Source organism: Micromonospora sp. CPCC 206060 (genome assembly GCF_036906895.1).
Classification (GTDB): domain Bacteria; phylum Actinomycetota; class Actinomycetes; order Mycobacteriales; family Micromonosporaceae; genus Micromonospora.
This window is the reverse complement of record NZ_JBAKHU010000030.1, coordinates 47,281-63,955: the sequence shown is the minus strand read 5'-3', so window position 1 is coordinate 63,955 and position 16,675 is coordinate 47,281. Positions and strand designations below refer to the sequence as shown.

Here is a 16,675-nt window from a genome sequence, read left to right as displayed (position 1 = left end):
CCGGGTGCCGGCCGCGTTGCCCGCTGCGGGCCTCCACCCCTGGCGTCGGTCTGCCCTGCCTGTCGTCAACGCTGTCGAGCTGCTGGCGGAAACGGAGCACCGGCCCTGGACTCCTCCTGCGGCCCGGGGGCCGACTCCTGCGGCCCGGGGCCGCCCGGATGCTCACGCCTGCCCCCAGGATCCGACGACCGCAGGATTTGACGACCGCAGGATCCGACGGCCGCAGGATCCGACGGCCGGACGCCCGGAGGCGTACCGGTCCACCGGCAACAGGCCCACCTGGTGTTGCACAGACGGAGCAGCTCGACAGCGTCCACCGCCACGTGGGCATCCTCGGCTACGGCGTGGGCCGGATCAGGAGACCCAGTTGCCGGCCCGCATCACCCGGACCACGTTCAGGTCGTCGTCGAGTACCACCAGGTCGGCGCGGAGCCCGGCCCGGAGCGCACCGACCTGGTCACCCAGCCCGATCGCCCGGGCCGGTGTGGTGGACAGCATCCGGACCGCGTCCGGTACGGCGATCCCGGCGCCCACCGCCTGCCGCAGTGCGGCGTCCATGGTCAGCGTGCTGCCGGCGATCGAACCGTCCCGGGCCAGCCGGGCCACCCCGTCGGCGACGGTCACCGCCTGGCCGCCGAGCTCGTACGCGCCGTCTGGCATCCCGGCCGCAGCCATCGCGTCGGTGACCAGCGCGGTCCGGTCCGCCCCGGCGACCGAGGCGGCGAACGCCAGCGTCCCGTCGTGCAGGTGCACCCCGTCGGCGATGAACTCGCAGACCACGTTGGGGGAGCCGAGCAGGGCCAGCACCGGACCGGGCTCGCGGTGGTGGACCGGGCGCATCCCGTTGAAGACGTGCGTGCCGACGCTCGCCCCGGCGGCCACCGCGGCCAGCGTCACGTCGTACGTGGCGTCGGTGTGCCCGACCGCAGCCACCACACCACGCGACACGAGCAGCTTCACCGCATCCAGGGCGCCGGGCAGCTCCGGTGCCAGGGTGACCATGCGAACCGCCCCGTCACCCAACCCGATCAGCTCGGTCAGCTCGTCGACCGACGGGTCACGCAGGAACTCCGGGTTCTGCGCACCGCACCGGGCGTCGGACAGGTAGGGCCCCTCGAAGTGGATGCCGGCGAGCACACCCTCGGTGACCAGCGGTGCGAACGCGGCGGTGGCGTCCCGCATCAGCTCGAACGGTGAGCTGACCAGGCTGGCCAGCAGGCTGGTGGTGCCGTGTCCAAGGTGGAAGGCCGCCGCCCGGCGCGCCGACTCCGGGTCACCGGTGGTGAAGGTGTGGCCCCCGCCGCCGTGCGTGTGGATGTCCACGAAACCAGGGACGACCCAGTGCCCGTCATGCGTCGTCGGGTACTCGGCGACGGCGGTTATCCGGTCCCCGTCAAGTTCTACGCAGCCCTGCTGGACTACTCCGGTGGGGGTGACCACCTTGCCGCTGACCCGGGTCGTCACGAGTTCTCCAGACTGTCGAGGGCGAGTAGGGCGGCGCCGAGACAACCGGCCTCGTCGCCCAGGGCCGCGGTTACCAGGCGTGGCTCACGGTGGAACGTCATCCGCTCGCGCAGCGCCGCGCGCAGCGGGTCGAGCAGGTCCGGTCCGGCCTGGGCCAGGCCGCCACCGAGCACGATCGTATCCACGTCCAGCAGGGAGTGTGCGGTGGCCAGCCCGTCGGCGAGTGCCTCGACGGTCTCCCGCCAGACCTGTCCGGCCGCTGCCTCACCTGCGGTCGCGCGGGCCACCACGTCGGCTGTGTCCGCCGTGTTCCCGGTCACCTCCGTGTACCGGCGTGCCACCGCCGAGGCGGAGGCCACCGCCTCCAGGCAGCCGGGCCGGCCGCAACCGCAGCGCGGACCGTCGGGGCGTACCAGGATGTGGCCGAACTCCCCGGCGGCGCCGTGCGCGCCCGCGAAGGCCGTGCCGTCGACCACGTGCGACGCGGCGATGCCGGTGCCGATCGCGATGAAGAGCACGTGCCGGCTGCCCCGGGCGGCACCGAGCCGGGCCTCGGCGAGACCGCCCACCCGGACGTCGTGTCCGAGCGCCGCCGGCACCCCGAGCCGCGTCGCCACCAGGTCCCGCAGGGGTACGTCCCGGAAGCCGACGTTGGCCGACCAGACCGCCACCCCGGCGGCCTCGTCGACCACCCCCGGTACGGCGACCCCGCAGGCCACCGGGCGCAGCCCGTCGGCGTGTGCCTTGCCGGCCAGCCCGTCCGCGACGTCCAGGATCGTCGCCACCACGGCCTGCGGGCCGCGTTCCGCGCCGGTGGCGTGCCGTTCGACGTGCCGCACCCGGCCGTCGATGCCCACCAGGGCGCACTTCATGCCCGTCCCGCCCACGTCGAGCGCGACGACGACCTGGTCGGTCACGCGCGGTGCCGCCCGCTCATGCCAGCACCACGGACCGGGTCAGGTGCCGGGGTGCGTCCGGGTCCAGGCTTCGGCAGTTGGCCAGGGCCACCGCGAACCGCTGGGCAAGGATCAGATCGGCCATCGGGTCGAGCGGGGTACGCCCGGCCGCCCAGCTGCCCAGCACGGTGTGCGTGCCGTTGGTGCGGCTGTGCACGAACGGCGCCCCGGTGGCGGCGATGTCCTCGGCCAGCCCGTCGGGGATGGTGCCGAACGCCCAGACCACCCGGTGCGGGCCGGCCACCGCGATCGGGCCGTGCCGGTAGTCCATCGACGGGTACGCCTCGGCCCAGAAGGTGGCCGCCTCCCGGCACTTCAGCGCGGCCTCCTGGGCCAGCCCGATGGTCCAGCCCCGGCCGAGGAAGGTGACCTGCTCGACCCGGGCCGGGTCGATCGGCAGCGGGGCGCGGACGGCCACCTCGGCGTCGGCGGCCAGCGCCTCGACGTTCTCCCCGAGGTGCGCGCGGAGCAGCGCGAGGGTGCTGGTGGCGAAGCGGGTCTGCACGACGGAACGCTCGTCGGCGAAGGGCATCGGTACGGCGGCGGTGGCGAGCGCGACGGCGGGGGAGCCGGGGTCACCGACGATCACGGTGGTGGGGGTCCGTCCGCGCACGGCGGCGAGCAGGTCGACCACCTCGGTCGTGGTGCCGGACCGGGTGATCGCCACGATCCGGTCGTAGCGGCGGCCGGCGGGGAACTCGGACGCCTGGAAGGCGTCGGTCTCGCCCTGGCCGGCCTGCTCCCGCAGGGAGGCGTAGGCCATCGCCATGAACCAGGAGGTGCCGCAGCCGATCACGGCGACCCGCTCGCCGGGGTGGGGCAGGGCGCTGCCGGCGGTGGTGGCCAGCGCCGCAGCCTCCCGCCAGCAGTCGGGTTGGCTGGTGATCTCCGCGTCGACGTACGCCATGGGGAGCTCCTCGCGGGGCGGGGACCGATCTGGTGGTGGCCGTCCTCGCTGACGGCGGCTGCGCAAAGCGGCTCGGTTTGCTGGTCTTTCGCGCGTCATTCTGCGCGAAGTTGGCCGGTCGTGGCAACAGTCGGCGGCTCCGAGCAGCCATGAGTTTTGCGCAGCGGGTGTTTTGAGCACTACTGTGCACGCCAACGATCAGACTTTGTGCAGTGGAGGGCCGCGGTGGACCGGTACGCGCGATGGAACGCCCTGCTCGAACTGCTGACCGAGAGCGGTCGGGTCACCGTCGAGGACGCCGCCGAACGGCTCGACGTGTCCCAGGCGACCATCCGGCGTGACTTCGACCAGCTCGCCCAGCAGCAGATGATCACGCGTACCCGGGGTGGCGCGGTCGCCAACGGCGTCTCGTACGACCTGCCGCTGCGGTACAAGACCGCCAAGCACTCGGCCGAGAAGCAGCGGATCGGGGCGGCTGCCGCCGCACTCGTCTCACCCGGCACCGTGGTCGGCCTCAACGGCGGCACCACCAGCACCGAAGTGGCCCGGGCCCTCGCCGTTCGCCCCGACCTGAACACCAGCGCCGAGGGCGCCCAGCTCACCGTGGTCACCAACGCCCTCAACATCGCCAACGAGCTGCTGGTCCGGTCCCGGATGAAGGTCGTGGTGGCCGGCGGCGTGGTCCGGCCCAAGTCCTTCGAACTGGTCGGCCCGCTCGGTGGCGCCCTGCTGCGGGAGGTGACCCTGGACGTCGCCCTGCTCGGGGTGGACGCCATCGACCCGCAGCTCGGCGCGGCAGCCCACCACGAGGGTGAGGCCGCGATGAACAACCTGATGGTGGCCCGGGCCAAGCGGGTCGTGATCATCGCCGACTCGTCCAAGCTCGGCGGGCACGCGTTCGCCCGGATCTGCCCGCTTGAGCGGGTGGAGACCCTGGTCACCGACTCAGGCGCCGCCCCGTCCGTGGTCGCCGCGTTCCGCGAGGCCGGCGTCCACGTCATCTGTGCCTGAGATGTAAGGAACGGCCCCGTCGTCATCACCGGTGTGGCATCCTTCCGCTCGAATGCATACCGAGTATGGTGTCCGGTGTCATAGTCACTGAGCGTGGAGGTCGGCGTGTCCGCTGTCCTGGAGATAGAGGGTCTGCAGAAGACCTACCGGAGCAGACGTCGGGGCACCCGGCACGCGCTGGCCGGCTTCGACATGCGCGTCGAGGCCGGCCAGGTGCACGGCTTCCTCGGCCCCAACGGCTCGGGCAAGACCACCACCCTGCGTACCCTGCTCGGCCTGATCAAGCCGGACGGCGGCCGGATGGCGATCCTCGGCCGGGAGGTGCCCCGGGCGCTGCCCGAGGTCGCCGGCCAGGTCGGCGCGATCGTGGAGAGCCCGCAGTTCTTCCCGCACTTCACCGCCCGGGACACCCTCGCCCTGCTGGCCAGCGCCGGGGACGTACCCCGCAACCGGGTCGCCGAGGTGCTGGAACTGGTCGGACTCCGGGACCGGGCCGACGAGCGGGTCAAGACGTACTCGCTCGGCATGAAGCAGCGCCTCGCCGTCGCGTCCGCCCTGCTGAAGAACCCGAAGCTGCTGATCCTCGACGAGCCGGCGAACGGCCTCGACCCCGGGGGCATCCGGGAGATGCGGGCGCTGATGGCCGACCTCGCCGCCTCCGGGATGACCGTGGTGCTCTCCAGCCACATCCTCGGCGAGGTCCAGCTCATCTGCGACTCGGTCACCATCATCTCGCTCGGCCGTCGGGTTGCCACCGGCCCGGTCGCCGAGGTGCTCGCCCAGCACTCCAGCGGCACCGTACGCCTGCGTCTGGAGGCCGTGACCGACCTGCCGGCCGCCGCCGACGCGCTCACCCGGGCCGGCGTCCAGATCGCCGCCCGGCACGACGACCACCTGATGCTGCGCGGGGTCGACAAGCCGGCGACGATCACCCGGATCCTCGCCGACCAGGGCCTCTACCTCAGCGAGCTGGCCCCGGTCACCGTCGACCTGGAGAGCGTCTTCCTGGAACTGACCGCCACCGCGCCGGTACCCGGCCAGCACCGGCAGGTCGACGAGTCCGCCGGAGCCGAGACCACGTCGGCCGCGCCGGCCCAGGGGGGATGGGGAGTATGAGCCTCTACGTCACCGAGTTGCGCCGGCTCTTCAAGCGCCGGCTCACCCGGCTGCTGCTGATCCTGATGGTGCTCGGCCTCGCCGGCATCGCGGTCGCGCTCGGCCTGAGCAGCACCAAGACCGGTCCCGCGCAGCGGGCCGCCGCCGAGGCGCGGGTCGAATCGGAGTACCAGCAGGCGGTGCGCGCGCACCAGCAGAACGTCGCTGACTGCGAGGCCGCCAAGGCGCGCGGGGAGAAGACCGAGGAACGGTTCGGCCCGGACTGCGGTCGGGAGTGGGTGCCGCAGCGCGAGATGTACGACGCGAAGTGGTACCTGCCGTACGAGTTCGACATGCGCTCCGAGTTTGGCTTGCTGATCGCCGCCTTCGCCGGCGCGGTGTCCCTGTTCGCGTTCCTGGTCAGCGCCTCCTTCGTTGGCGCCGAGTGGAACACCGGCGGAATGATGAACCTGCTGCTCTGGCGCCCGAAGCGGGTCACCGTACTGCTGACCAAGCTGGCCGCCGTGCTGAGCGTGCTGCTCGGCCTCAGCGTCGTCCTCGGTCTGCTCTGGACCGGGGCGATCTGGCTGGTCGCCCGGTTCTCCGGATCGACGGCGAAGATGACCCCGGGAGTGTGGGAGTCGTTCGCGATCAGTGGGCTGCGGGCGGTCGGGCTGATCCTCGCGGTCGGCGTGGTCGCCTTCGGGCTGGCCTCGCTCGGCCGGCACACCGCGATGGCGCTCGGCGCCGCCGTCGGGATCGGCGTACTCAGCGAGATCGGCATCCAACTCGCGGTGCAATTGGCCCAGGTGCGGTTCGGCGGGCGGTACGTCCTCTCCACCTACGCCCTCGCCTGGTTCGAGAAGAAGTGGACACTTCTCGACCACCGGTCCTGCGAGTTCGCGAACGGCATGTGCGCCCCGGCCGAGTTCGTCGTCACCTGGCAGGACTCCGCGCTGGTCTTCGGTGTCGGCACCGTACTGGTGCTCGCCGCAGCCGTCTGGTCGATCCGCCGCCGCGACATTTAAGTTAAGGAAGGGCCCCTTCTTAACGCTTTTGGTATAGGAAGGGGCCCTTGTTAACACCCTCACGTCGTCGGGTGCGGTTCGGGAAGTCGCTGGTTACGCTGGTAGCCCCCCAGGTCCCCGGCCACGAGGAGCGCCATGACGTCGCCCGGAGCCAAGCGCTACGAAGCCGCCCCGAGTGACCTGGAGCCACCCGCTGACGCCGTGACCGAGGCGGGCATCACGGTCCCGCCGCCGCGTACCGCACCGGATCGGATGGTGCCCGGCGCCGCCGATCCGTCCGGTGGACAGGACCCCGTCGAGGAGTGGGATCCGTCCGGTGGACAGGAACCGGTCGAGGAGCGGGATCCGCCCGGTGGACCGGAACCGACCAGGGGGCCGGGTTCCACTGGTGACGAGGGCTCAGCCGAGAGGGCGGATCCGGGCGGTGGGGACGGCCCGGATGGCCCGGTGCCGACCGATGACCGGCAGGTGGCGACGGCCCTTCCAGCCGACGGCCGGCAGGCAGCGACGGTGCCCACGGGGAACGACGGGCTGACCGAGCGGGAGCGTGACATCCTCGCTTTCGAGCAGCGCTGGTGGCGGCACGCCGGGGCCAAGGAGCAGGCCATTCGGGACACCTTCGGGCTCTCGGCCACCCGTTACTACCAGTTGCTCAACGCGTTGCTCGACAATCCCGCCGCGCTCGCTGCCGAACCGTTGCTGATCGGCCGGCTGCGGCGTCTGCGCGCGTCCCGGGCGCGTAGCCGCCGACGCTGAGTCGACACCCGCAGCCGCAGCCACCGCTGGCGAGGAGCCGCAACCGTCACCGCAGGTCGCTGGGCGGCGGGCCCGACGACGGAACGCCGGGCCCGGGCGGGGTTGCGGGTTCTGCGGCATGTCCCGGTACGGTCCGGGTACCCGCGTGGGTGCCGGCGGACCGGCCGCCGCGCCACGTGCCGTCTCGGCACCGGGAGGGATCGGGAGTGCGCCGATGATGCAGGTCTGGTCCGCTTCGGAGGCCGCCCCGGACCGGCTGGAGAACGAGGACCACGTGTTCCGGTTCGGCCCGCTGGTGGGCGTACTCGACGGGGCGACCGTGCCGGACGGCTTCGACACCGGCTGCGTACACGGTCCGGCCTGGTATGTCCGGCATCTCGCCGCCCGGATCGGGCTCGCGGTCGCCGCCCGGCCCGCCGCGACGCTGATGAGCAGCCTCGCGGCGGCGATCCTCGCGGTCCGGGCCGACCATGGCGACGACTGCGACCTGGATCACCCCGGTACGCCGTCCGCCACGGTCTGCCTGCTGCGCGACGGCGGTGACCACGTCGACTACCTGGTGCTCTGCGACAGCCCGCTGGTCCTCGACGTCGGCGGGGCGGTACGGGTGATTTCCGACGATCGGCTCGACACCGCGCTCGCCGAACTGCGCCGGGTCGCCGAGACGGTACCGCCGACGGACGACCCGGTGACCCGGTTCCGCCGGGCGGTGGCCGTACAGCGGGAAAGAATGAACCGCACGCACGGCTACTGGGTGGCCGCCACCGATCCGGACGCGGCGTACCACGCGGTCACCGGCACCCTGCCGCTCACCGGAGCCGGCGCGGTACGCCGGGCCGTGCTGCTCACCGACGGAGCGTCCTGCGCGGTGGAGCAGTTCGGGCTCTTCGACTGGGCGGGGCTGCTCGACCTGGTCAGCCGGGACGGACCGGACGCGCTGGTCAGTCGGGTACGCGCCGCAGAGCAGGACCGGGGCGACCGGTTGCGACGCCGCAAGCGGCACGACGACGCCACCGTGGTGCTCTGCCGCTTCAGGTGAGCCGGGGTCACCGTACCGGCAGATGATCGCCGAACCGCTGGACCGGTGGGCGGGTGGCCCGGCAGACTGCGGCTCGTGGCGGGAGATGTCCGGCTGGTGCCGGTGGACGACAAGACACTTGAGCCGTTGCTCTCCGTTGCCGCTGCGGAGGCGGAACCGGATGATGTCATGCCGCCGGTCGACGCGCCTGCCGGCTGGTCGCACGCCCGCCGGGAGGCGTTCCGGGAGTTCCACCGGGCCAGCTACGACGGTCTGGAGGGACCGACGGGCACCGTGATGTACGCGATCCTGCTCGGGGGTGAGGTGGTCGGGATGATCCGGCTGGCCCGCCGGCCTGAGCCGGGTGTCGCCGAGACCGGTATGTGGCTGGGCCGTTCCTTCCGTGGTCAGGGGGTGGGTGTGGCGGCCCTTCGCGAACTGCTGACCGAGGCGGCCGGGCTGGGGATGCGTACCGTGGTCGCCGAAACCACCCCGGACAATTCCGGTGCTATCGGAGTGCTCACGAAATGCGGCGCGACATTGTCCGCGACGGGCGACACGGTGCGCGCGGAAATATCGCTCGATCTGGTGCCCCGCGAGCGTTGATGGGCAGTTTTGCGCCTGCTCATTGCCTCTGTAACGCCAGGTCACGGCTGGTGTCTTTCTAGTTCGTTGTCCCATTTTGCCGTGCCTGACCGATTGTTTTCCGCTGTCTGTCCCGCGTTCTCGACTCTGCTGTCGGAAACGCTCGCGGCGGGTTTCTTCCGGCTGCGGCAGGGTACTGCCCGCCAGGCCCGATAAATCAGCACCCCCGTATCAGAGGCACTCCTGCCGGTTTCCCCTTTTCCGATTCCGGCCAGGTCCTGTGGGCGATGTGGTGTGTCGTGGGCCGAGGCTGAAGGAGATCAGATGAAACGCGGGGCAGGGACGGGTCTGGCGCTCGGCCTGGGTTACGTGCTCGGCCGGCGCCGGAAGCTCCGGAAAGCGCTCACGCTGGCCGCTGCGGTCGCTGTCGGCCGGATGAGCCGGGACCCGGGCCAGTTGGTGCGGCGGGGGACCGACCTACTGCGGTCCTCGCCGGAGGTGGGCAGGCTCGCCGGTCTCGGTGGACCTCTGACAGCCGCTGGCAGGGCCGCCGTCAGCGCCGCGGCCGGCGCGCGCATCGACGCGGTGAGCAGCCGGTTGCGTAGCAAGGCGCAGTCGCTGCGGTCGGGTAGCGGTGGTGCGGCGAACGCCAGGGGCGACGGTTCGGCCGATGACCGGACGGCCGGCGGCCAGCGGGACGACAGGGCCGCCGATGACCAGGGGGCCGACCGGACCGGTGCTCCGGTCGACCCACGGGGGAGGTGACCCATGGCGAAGGACATGACCCCGGGCGGCATCGGTGACAAGCTGCGCGGTCAGCTCGTGGCGGACGTCCGGGACCTGGCCGGTGCGCTCAGCGAGCGCGCGATCTCCATGGTCACCCAACGGATCACCGGTGCCACCGGCCGGCTGACGGAGTACGCGAAGCAGGGCGGCGGACCGGGCCTGGTGGCCGCCGCCACCGGCGCCAGCAAACTCGCCGACGGAAAATCGCCGACGACCGCGATGATCAGCGCCGGTCTGGCCAGCGGTAAGGAGAAGTTGATGCGGGCGGCGGGTGCCGGCGGCAAGGGCGGCAAGGGTGGCAAGGGAAAGCTGAAGGTCACCAACATCGTCGAGACGGTCGACGTCGGGGTTCCGGTCCGGGTCGCCTACAACCAGTGGACCCAGTTTGCCGACTTCCCGAGCTTCATGAAAAAGGTCGAGAACGTCGACCAGGAGGCGGACGAGAAGCTCAACTGGAAGGTCCAGATCTTCTGGTCGCACCGCACCTGGGAGTCGACCATCATCGAGCAGGTTCCGGATCAGCGCATCGTGTGGCGCTCGAAGGGCGAGAAGGGTTCCGTCGACGGCACGGTCAGCTTCCACGCGCTCGCACCCGATCTGACCAGGATCCTGGTCGTGCTCGAATACCACCCGCAGGGACTCTTCGAGCGGACCGGCAACCTCTGGCGGGCCCAGGGCCGCCGGGTACGGCTTGAGCTGAAGCACTTCGTCCGCCACGTGATGACCCAGGTCGTGCTCGATCCCGACCAGGTGGCGGGCTGGCGTGGTGAGATCCGCGACCAGCAGGTCGTCCGTGACCACGAGACCGTGCTCCGGGAGGAGGAACAGGCCCGTCGTGGCCCGGCTCCCGATGAGGAGTACGACGAGTACGAGGACTACGTGGACGAGGAGGTGCCCGAGCCGGCACCTCCGCGTCGCGCCGCCCCTCCGGTCCGTCGGGCCCGTCCGGCCGCGGAGGAGCCGAGGCGTCGTCCCACCACGGCTGCGGAGCCGAGGCGTCGTCCGGTGCGGCGGACCCCGGAGGGCACCAGACCAGCTCCGGTGACGCGTAGGCCGCGTGACGAGCGGGGAGAGTGAGAACGTGTCGATGACCAGTGAACCCGCTGGGGGCGTACTGGCCCGGAACCCCACCTCGGAACTGGCCGATGTGGTGGAGACGGTGCTCGACAAGGGCGTGGTGATCGACGCGCAGGTCTCCGTGGCGGTGGTCGGTATCCGGCTGCTGGAGATGAACGCCCGGATCACCATCGCCAGCATCGAGACGTACCTGCGGTTCGCTGAGGCGGTCGACCGTCTGGACATCAACCCGGAGCAGGAACAGGGGCTGACGGATGTGGTCGGCGGGCCGACGGACCGCAGGAACCGGGACCGGGCACCCCGCCGACGTCGGCCTGAGGAGAGCTGAGATGGCGGTCGGGACCGGGCTGTTCGTGTACGGCATCGTGCCGGCGGACGTCGAGCCGACCCCGGACGCGAGCGGGGTCGGCGACCCGCCCGGTGTGGTGGAGGTGGTCCGGCACGACGAGTTGGCCGCGCTGGTCAGCGAGGTCGTGCTGGAGGAGCCGGTCGGCCGGCCGGCGGATCTCACCGCGTACAAGGAACTGCTGGACGGTACCGCCACCGTCGCCCCCGTCCTGCCGGTACGGTTCGGCACGGTGGTCACCGGTCCGGACGCGGTGACCGACCTGCTTCAGGCGCGTCATGACCGGTTCCTCGAACTCCTCCGGGAGTTCGAGGGGCGGGTCGAGTACGTCGTACACGGTCGTTACATCGAGCGGGAGCTGCTCGTCCGGATCCTCGCCGAGCAGCCGGCCGCCGCCGATCTGGCCCGGCAGGTACACGGCCAACCGGAGCGGACGATCCGTAACCAGCGGATCCGTCTCGGCGAGATGATCAGCCAGGCGGTGGAGGCCCGCCGTGAGGCGGACACCCGGGAGCTGGTGGAGCGGCTCGCCCCGCTCTCCGTCGCCAACCAGGTCCGGCCGCCCAGCCACGAGCAGGACGCCGCCCACGCCGCGTTCCTGGTCGACGCCGGACGTGACGCGGAGTTCACCGAGGCGGCCGAGGCGGTTGCCGAACGGTGGCAGGGCGGGGTTCGGCTGCGGCTGCTCGGCCCGCTCGCCCCGTACGACTTCGTCGACTCGCAGCAGTTGGCGGCGTGAGCTGTGGACGTACTTTGGGCGCTGCTGACCTTGCCGTACGCGCCGGTGCGCGGGCTGACCGCCGTGGTCAGGACGCTGCACCGGCAGGCCGACGCGCAGCTGTTCGACCCGGCCAACGTGCGGCGCGAGTTGGAGGAACTGGACCGCGACGTCGCCGCCGGCCGGATCTCCCGCGAGGAGCGCGGTCGGGCACAGCAGGCCGTCCTGGACCGGCTCGTCGCACCGGGACCGACGGGTCCGGTCACCCCGACGACCGGGGACGCGGTTCCCGCGACGACCGAAGAACTGGTCCCTGCGGCGACCGGGGATGCGGTTCCCGCGACGACCGGGGATCTGGTCCCTGCGGCGACCGGGGATGCGGTTCCCGTGACGACCGGGGATCCGGTTCCCCGGCTGTGGGTCGGTCCACACCGGTCAGGAGAGGAGTTGGGCGCCGTGTCCCACGAACACACCGACGATGAACCGGGGTACACCGACGACGAGTCCGAATACGACGACGAGCCGGCCGGGCTGGCGGCCGCTCAGGTGCCCAGGGAGGCGATGCGCCAGATCGCCGAACTGACCGGCAAGCAGACGCTCGGCGCCATCTCCCTGGAACCGACCGACGAGGGCTGGCTGGTCGGGGTGGAGACGATCGAGGACCAGCGGCTCCCCTCCTCGATCGACCTGCTCGGCCTGTACCTGGTCGAACTGGACGGCTACGGGGAGCTGCTCGCCTACCGGCGGGTCCGCCGCTACCCACGCGGCAAGAGTGAGGTGGGCTGAGATGACCAGCGCGCAGCAGTCCCCGGCGGTCGTGCAGAACTCCGGGCAGGTACTCCCCGCCGGACACGAACCGGCGAACCTCGGCGACATCCTGGAACGGGTCCTCGACCGGGGCATCATCATTGCCGGAGACATCCGGGTCAGCCTGCTCGACATCGAACTGCTCACCCTGAAACTCCGGCTGGTGATCGCCTCGGTGGACACCGCCCGGCAGATGGGCATCGACTGGTGGGAGCACGACCCCTTCCTCTCCTCCCGGCCGCGCCGCCCGGTGGAACCGGAGCCCCTGGAGACCGTACGGGTTCGGCCAGCCTCAGTCTCGGCGGAGGACGTCGCCGGCCGGGCCGGGGAACTGGACGCTGAGCGGCTCACCGCCGAGGAGTTGACCGCCGAGGAGTTGGCTGAGCGGGCCCACCGCCGTCGCATCGTCGACGAACGCTGATCAGCGCACCGGGACCGGTGCACGGCGAACGAGAGCGAGCTGGCTGACGGAGAGGAGGACCGATGGCACCCGACTCGGCCGTCTGGCTGTACGCGGTGACCCGGGGCGTACCGGCGGAGCGGCTCGCCGGCCTGGCCGGGGTCGGTGGTGGACCGGTCGGATTGGTCGAGGCGGCCGGGCTGGTCGCAGTGGTCGGTACCGTGCCACTCGCCGAGTTCGGCGAGGAACCGCTGGCCCGTAACCTGGAGAACCTGCCCTGGTTGGAGACGGTGGCCCGGGCCCATCACCACGTGGTGGACACCGTGGCGCGGTTCGGGCCGGTGGTACCGACCCGACTGGCCACCGTCTACCGCGACGGGGCCCGGGTGGGCGCCGTGCTGATGCAACGGCAGGCGGAGTTCGGTACGGCGTTGGACCGGGTCGCCGGCCGGGTCGAGTGGGGCGTGAAGGCGTACGCCGTCCCGGGTGCGTCGGCCACGGCGGCCCTCGTCCCGGACCGTGTCGACGAGCGCCCGGGCCTGGCCTACCTCCGGCGCAGACGGGCCCAGCTCGCCGGCCGGGAACTGGCCCAGCAGGCCGCTCTGCACAGCGCCGATCAGGTGCACGACGTACTCGGGCGGCACGCCGAGGCGGCCCGTCGGCACACCCCACAGGACCGCCGGCTCATCGGGGACACTGGTTGGATGGTGCTCAACGGGGCGTACCTCGCCGCGGCGGCGGCTACGGCGGAGTTCGCCACGGTGGTGCGGGAGTTGGCCGACCGGCACCCGACGATCCGGTTGGAACTGACCGGCCCCTGGCCGCCGTACTCCTTCGTGGCGGTGCAGGCCGGGGAGGCGCAACGGTGACCGCCCCGTTGGCGTCGAACAGCGCGGACCCCGCGCCCTACCGGCCGGTCGCCCTGGTCGACCTGCTCGACCGGGTACTCGCCGCCGGGGTGGTGGTCGACGGCGAGGTGACCCTGTCGATCGCCGATGTCGACCTGGTCCACATCTCACTGCGGGCGCTGCTCTGCTCGGCCGGCGCGCTGCGGCAGCAGACCGAGGGCCCGCCCGGATGACCGGGCCACGCGACCCTGCCGACCTGCTCGCGGAACTCGGCGACGGACGGTGGCAGCCGCCCCGGGTGACCCCGCTGGCGCCGCGGATCGAGCTGGATCGGGACTCGGTCGAGCGTGGGCTGGGCAGCCTGGTGCTGACGGTGATCGAGCTGCTGCGTCAACTGGTGGAACGCCAGGCCCTGCACCGGGTCGACCTGGGCGACCTGACCGACGAGCAGGTCGAGCGGATCGGCACCACCCTGATGGCGCTGGAGGAGCAGATGATCGGCCTCCGCGAGTACTTCGGTCTGGCGCCGGAGGACCTCAACCTGGACCTCGGCCCGCTCGGTCCGCTGCTGCCGAGGGAGTGACGGCCCCCCCCACCGGTCAGCGCGGGGCGTGCTGTTCGGCGTACGCGGCCAGCCAGGCCACCTGCGTCGGATCCAGCGACGGACGGACCCGGCCCCGGGCGGTCGCCAGGTGGGCGCCGGTGACCGTGGCCGCCGCCATGGACTCCCGCATCGCGGCCAGGGCCGCCTCCCGGATCAGTGCGGCACAGTCCGCCGCCGAGAAGCCGTCCAGCGACTCCGCCAGCCCGGCCAGGTCCACGTCCTCGGCGAGCGGGACCTGACGGGCCGCCGCCTTCAGGATCTCCACCCGGCCGGCGGCGTCCGGTGGGGGTACGTAGACCAGCCGTTCCAGCCGCCCCGGCCGGAGCAGCGCCGGGTCGACCAGATCGGGCCGGTTGGTCGCCCCGACCACCACCACGTTGCGCAGGTCCTCCACCCCGTCCAGCTCGGTGAGCAGCGCGGCCACCACCCGGTCGGTGGTACCCCCGTCGGTGGCCTGGCCGCGTACCGGGGCGAGGGCGTCCACCTCGTCGAGGAAGACCAGCGTCGGGGCGGCCTCGCGGGCCCGGCGGAACAGTTCCCGGACCGCGCGTTCGCTCTCACCGACCCACTTCGACAGCAGCTCGGCACCCTTGACCGAGAGCACGTTGGCCCGGCCGGTCCCGGCCAGCGCGGTGACCAGGTACGTCTTCCCACAGCCCGGCGGGCCGTAGAGCAGTACCCCGCGTGGCGGTTTCACGCCGAGCCGGGCGAAGGTGTCCGGGTAGTTCAACGGCCACAGCACCGACTCGGTCAGTGTCTGCTTCACCTCGACCAGGTCACCCACGTCCGCCAGGGTCACCGTGGCCAGCTCCAGGGTGGACGCGGCCATCGAGGTGGGCCGGACCACCTCCAGCGCGGCGGTGAAGTCGGCCATCGCCACCGTCGGCGCCTCGGCGGACTTCTGCCGCAGCGCGGCGCGTACCCCGGCCTCGCGGACCAGCGCGGCCAGGTCGGCGGCGACGAACCCGGGGGTACGCCCGGCGATCTCGTCGAGCCGGACGTCCTCGGCCAGCGGGGTACGCCGGGTCAGCACGGTCAACTGCTCCTGCCGCAGCGCTGAGTCCGGCAGCGGTACCGCGATCTGCACCGGCAGCAGGTCCGGCGAGCGCAGCGCCGGGTCGACCGTCTCGGGCCGGCCCGTGGTGGCGACCACCGCCCCGCCGGCCCGTACCGTCTCGGCGACGACCTGCCGGAACACGGTGGCCAACGGTCCGGGCTGCTCGACCGGGACGAGCGCCTCCACGTCGGTGACCAGCAGCACCGCCGGCCCGCCCGTGCGGACCGAGGCGGCGGCCTCGCGCAGTCGCCGGGCCGCCGCGTCGTTGGTCAGCGCGGCCAACTCGGGCGCCCAGACCGCCTCGACCCGGGCCTGGACCGCAGCGGCGACCGCGCGGACCAGGGCGGCCTTGCCGGACCCGGCCGGCCCGGTGACCAGTACGCCGAGCGCGACGGCGGTGCCGAGCCGGTCCAGCACCTCCCGGTGGTGGAAGCCCAGGTCGAGCAGCTCGGTCAGCTCCCGTGCCTGGGCACGCAGGCCGGGCAGTTCGTCCACGCTCGGCGCCTCCGGTCCGTTGGCCGCGTCCGGTCCGGTGGCTGCGTCCGGTCCGCTGGCCGCCGTGCCGGCCCGCGCCGCCGGTGCGGACCGGTCTGCGCCGGCATCCGTGTCGCCCCGGGTGGCCGCCCCGTGCTCCCAGCCGACCACGGTGTCCATGGTGACCAGGGCCCCACCGGCCGGGTCGGCGTCGACCACGGTGAGCAGGGCGCTCGTCCAGGCGTACCCGACGGTGTTGGCCAGGCTGCGCCGGGCCGCTGCGACCAGCGAACGGACCGCCGCGTCGGGGAGCACGTCCTGCGGCAGCAGGGAGACGTCGTCCCCGGTGGTGACCATCTTGCCGAGCAGGGCCAGGCGCAGCATCTCCGGCGACACGGCGGCGACGATCTCCACCGGCCCGGTCAGCGTGACCCGCCGGGCGCCGGCCACCGCGAGCGGGGCGATCCCGATCTGCGCCCCGTCACGTACCCCCAGGTTGCCCAGGAGCAGGTCGTCGGCGTAGAGCAGGGCGGTGCTGGCCCCGGCGTCGGCCCGGGCGGCGATCCCGGCGGTGACTCGCCGCCCGGTCAGCCGGACCGGGTCACCGGGGCGCAGACCGAGCGCGGTGAGCACCTCGGGGTGCAGCCGGACGATGCCCCGCCGTCCGTCGAGTGCCGCCGGCCGGAGAGTCGCCGTGAGCGTGAGCGTCAGATCGGATTCCGCCACCGGGCGAGAGTA

At 72.4% G+C, this 16,675-nt stretch carries 19 protein-coding genes; 15 read left to right on the top strand and 4 right to left on the bottom strand.

Annotated features, from left to right (window positions below; translation table 11 throughout):
• Nucleotides 1-354: 354 nt before the first annotated feature.
• From nagA to V6U90_RS19350, 3 genes are all read right to left on the bottom strand, one after another.
• Nucleotides 355-1,464, bottom strand: a complete 1,110-nt coding sequence (gene nagA, locus V6U90_RS19360; RefSeq protein WP_334438322.1) for an N-acetylglucosamine-6-phosphate deacetylase — start codon at nucleotides 1,462-1,464, stop codon at nucleotides 355-357.
• The gene (locus tag V6U90_RS19355; protein WP_442933626.1) at nucleotides 1,461-2,336 is read right to left on the bottom strand and encodes an ROK family protein; all 876 of its coding nucleotides are present in this window, start codon (nucleotides 2,334-2,336) and stop codon (nucleotides 1,461-1,463) included. The genes nagA and V6U90_RS19355 overlap by 4 nt, the downstream gene beginning before the upstream one ends.
• 61 nt (nucleotides 2,337-2,397) lie before the next feature.
• Nucleotides 2,398-3,327: an SIS domain-containing protein gene (locus tag V6U90_RS19350; protein ID WP_334438317.1), complete on the bottom strand. Its 930-nt coding sequence runs from the start codon at nucleotides 3,325-3,327 to the stop codon at nucleotides 2,398-2,400.
• 225 nt (nucleotides 3,328-3,552) lie between these two features.
• On the opposite strand from V6U90_RS19350, the gene V6U90_RS19345 reads away from it, so the two are divergent.
• The 15 genes from V6U90_RS19345 to V6U90_RS19275 all read left to right on the top strand — a co-directional run bounded on the left by V6U90_RS19345 (nucleotide 3,553) and on the right by V6U90_RS19275 (nucleotide 14,385).
• The gene (locus tag V6U90_RS19345; protein ID WP_334438314.1) at nucleotides 3,553-4,338 is read left to right on the top strand and encodes a DeoR/GlpR family DNA-binding transcription regulator; all 786 of its coding nucleotides are present in this window, start codon (nucleotides 3,553-3,555) and stop codon (nucleotides 4,336-4,338) included.
• Nucleotides 4,339-4,530: 192 nt separating this feature from the next.
• Nucleotides 4,531-5,454, top strand: a complete 924-nt coding sequence (locus tag V6U90_RS19340) for an ATP-binding cassette domain-containing protein (protein WP_334438381.1) — start codon at nucleotides 4,531-4,533, stop codon at nucleotides 5,452-5,454.
• On the top strand, nucleotides 5,451-6,461 hold the full coding sequence (locus tag V6U90_RS19335; protein WP_334438311.1) for an ABC transporter permease: 1,011 nt from the start codon (nucleotides 5,451-5,453) through the stop codon (nucleotides 6,459-6,461). The genes V6U90_RS19340 and V6U90_RS19335 overlap by 4 nt, the downstream gene beginning before the upstream one ends.
• A gap of 252 nt (nucleotides 6,462-6,713) precedes the next feature.
• On the top strand, nucleotides 6,714-7,217 hold the full coding sequence (locus V6U90_RS19330) for a DUF3263 domain-containing protein (protein WP_442933625.1): 504 nt from the start codon (nucleotides 6,714-6,716) through the stop codon (nucleotides 7,215-7,217).
• A 214-nt stretch (nucleotides 7,218-7,431) separates the two neighbouring features.
• Entirely contained in the window at nucleotides 7,432-8,256 is an 825-nt protein-coding gene (locus V6U90_RS19325; RefSeq protein ID WP_334438307.1) for a hypothetical protein, read from the top strand.
• Between the two features lie 75 nt (nucleotides 8,257-8,331).
• Nucleotides 8,332-8,841, top strand: a complete 510-nt coding sequence (locus tag V6U90_RS19320; protein ID WP_334438304.1) for a GNAT family N-acetyltransferase — start codon at nucleotides 8,332-8,334, stop codon at nucleotides 8,839-8,841.
• A gap of 303 nt (nucleotides 8,842-9,144) precedes the next feature.
• Nucleotides 9,145-9,585, top strand: coding sequence for a hypothetical protein (locus V6U90_RS19315; RefSeq protein WP_334438302.1), 441 nt, complete (start codon nucleotides 9,145-9,147; stop codon nucleotides 9,583-9,585).
• 3 nt (nucleotides 9,586-9,588) lie between these two features.
• Nucleotides 9,589-10,683, top strand: a complete 1,095-nt coding sequence (locus tag V6U90_RS19310; RefSeq protein WP_334438300.1) for an SRPBCC family protein — start codon at nucleotides 9,589-9,591, stop codon at nucleotides 10,681-10,683.
• A 10-nt stretch (nucleotides 10,684-10,693) separates the two neighbouring features.
• Nucleotides 10,694-11,011, top strand: coding sequence for a gas vesicle protein GvpJ (gene gvpJ / locus V6U90_RS19305; RefSeq protein ID WP_334438298.1), 318 nt, complete (start codon nucleotides 10,694-10,696; stop codon nucleotides 11,009-11,011).
• 1 nt (nucleotide 11,012) lies between these two features.
• The gene (locus tag V6U90_RS19300; protein ID WP_334438295.1) at nucleotides 11,013-11,768 is read left to right on the top strand and encodes a GvpL/GvpF family gas vesicle protein; all 756 of its coding nucleotides are present in this window, start codon (nucleotides 11,013-11,015) and stop codon (nucleotides 11,766-11,768) included.
• Between the two features lie 3 nt (nucleotides 11,769-11,771).
• A complete protein-coding gene (gene gvpO, locus V6U90_RS19295) occupies nucleotides 11,772-12,533 on the top strand; it encodes a gas vesicle protein GvpO (protein WP_334438293.1) in 762 nt (253 codons plus the stop codon).
• Between the two features lies 1 nt (nucleotide 12,534).
• Entirely contained in the window at nucleotides 12,535-12,975 is a 441-nt protein-coding gene (locus V6U90_RS19290) for a gas vesicle protein (RefSeq protein ID WP_334438290.1), read from the top strand.
• 62 nt (nucleotides 12,976-13,037) lie between these two features.
• Complete coding sequence (locus V6U90_RS19285; protein WP_334438287.1) at nucleotides 13,038-13,823, top strand: GvpL/GvpF family gas vesicle protein; 786 nt, start codon at nucleotides 13,038-13,040, stop codon at nucleotides 13,821-13,823.
• On the top strand, nucleotides 13,820-14,035 hold the full coding sequence (locus V6U90_RS19280) for a gas vesicle protein (RefSeq protein WP_334438285.1): 216 nt from the start codon (nucleotides 13,820-13,822) through the stop codon (nucleotides 14,033-14,035). Before V6U90_RS19285 ends, V6U90_RS19280 begins: the two co-directional genes overlap by 4 nt.
• Nucleotides 14,032-14,385, top strand: a complete 354-nt coding sequence (locus V6U90_RS19275; RefSeq protein ID WP_334438283.1) for a gas vesicle protein K — start codon at nucleotides 14,032-14,034, stop codon at nucleotides 14,383-14,385. Before V6U90_RS19280 ends, V6U90_RS19275 begins: the two co-directional genes overlap by 4 nt.
• A 16-nt stretch (nucleotides 14,386-14,401) precedes the next feature.
• On the opposite strand, the gene V6U90_RS19270 is transcribed toward V6U90_RS19275, so the two are convergent.
• Complete coding sequence (locus V6U90_RS19270; protein ID WP_334438281.1) at nucleotides 14,402-16,663, bottom strand: AAA family ATPase; 2,262 nt, start codon at nucleotides 16,661-16,663, stop codon at nucleotides 14,402-14,404.
• Nucleotides 16,664-16,675: the final 12 nt, after the last annotated feature.

Coding starts and splice junctions, on each gene's coding strand:
- V6U90_RS19355 (WP_442933626.1), bottom strand. CDS start 2,336: ATGAAGTGCGCCCTGGTGGGCATCGACGGCCGGGTGCGGCACGTCGAA.
- V6U90_RS19350 (WP_334438317.1), bottom strand. CDS start 3,327: ATGGCGTACGTCGACGCGGAGATCACCAGCCAACCCGACTGCTGGCGG.
- V6U90_RS19340 (WP_334438381.1), top strand. CDS start 4,531: ATGCGCGTCGAGGCCGGCCAGGTGCACGGCTTCCTCGGCCCCAACGGC.
- V6U90_RS19335 (WP_334438311.1), top strand. CDS start 5,451: ATGAGCCTCTACGTCACCGAGTTGCGCCGGCTCTTCAAGCGCCGGCTC.
- V6U90_RS19330 (WP_442933625.1), top strand. CDS start 6,714: ATGGTGCCCGGCGCCGCCGATCCGTCCGGTGGACAGGACCCCGTCGAG.
- V6U90_RS19325 (WP_334438307.1), top strand. CDS start 7,432: ATGATGCAGGTCTGGTCCGCTTCGGAGGCCGCCCCGGACCGGCTGGAG.
- V6U90_RS19315 (WP_334438302.1), top strand. CDS start 9,145: ATGAAACGCGGGGCAGGGACGGGTCTGGCGCTCGGCCTGGGTTACGTG.
- V6U90_RS19310 (WP_334438300.1), top strand. CDS start 9,589: ATGGCGAAGGACATGACCCCGGGCGGCATCGGTGACAAGCTGCGCGGT.
- gvpJ (WP_334438298.1), top strand. CDS start 10,694: ATGACCAGTGAACCCGCTGGGGGCGTACTGGCCCGGAACCCCACCTCG.
- V6U90_RS19300 (WP_334438295.1), top strand. CDS start 11,013: ATGGCGGTCGGGACCGGGCTGTTCGTGTACGGCATCGTGCCGGCGGAC.
- V6U90_RS19290 (WP_334438290.1), top strand. CDS start 12,535: ATGACCAGCGCGCAGCAGTCCCCGGCGGTCGTGCAGAACTCCGGGCAG.
- V6U90_RS19285 (WP_334438287.1), top strand. CDS start 13,038: ATGGCACCCGACTCGGCCGTCTGGCTGTACGCGGTGACCCGGGGCGTA.
- V6U90_RS19275 (WP_334438283.1), top strand. CDS start 14,032: ATGACCGGGCCACGCGACCCTGCCGACCTGCTCGCGGAACTCGGCGAC.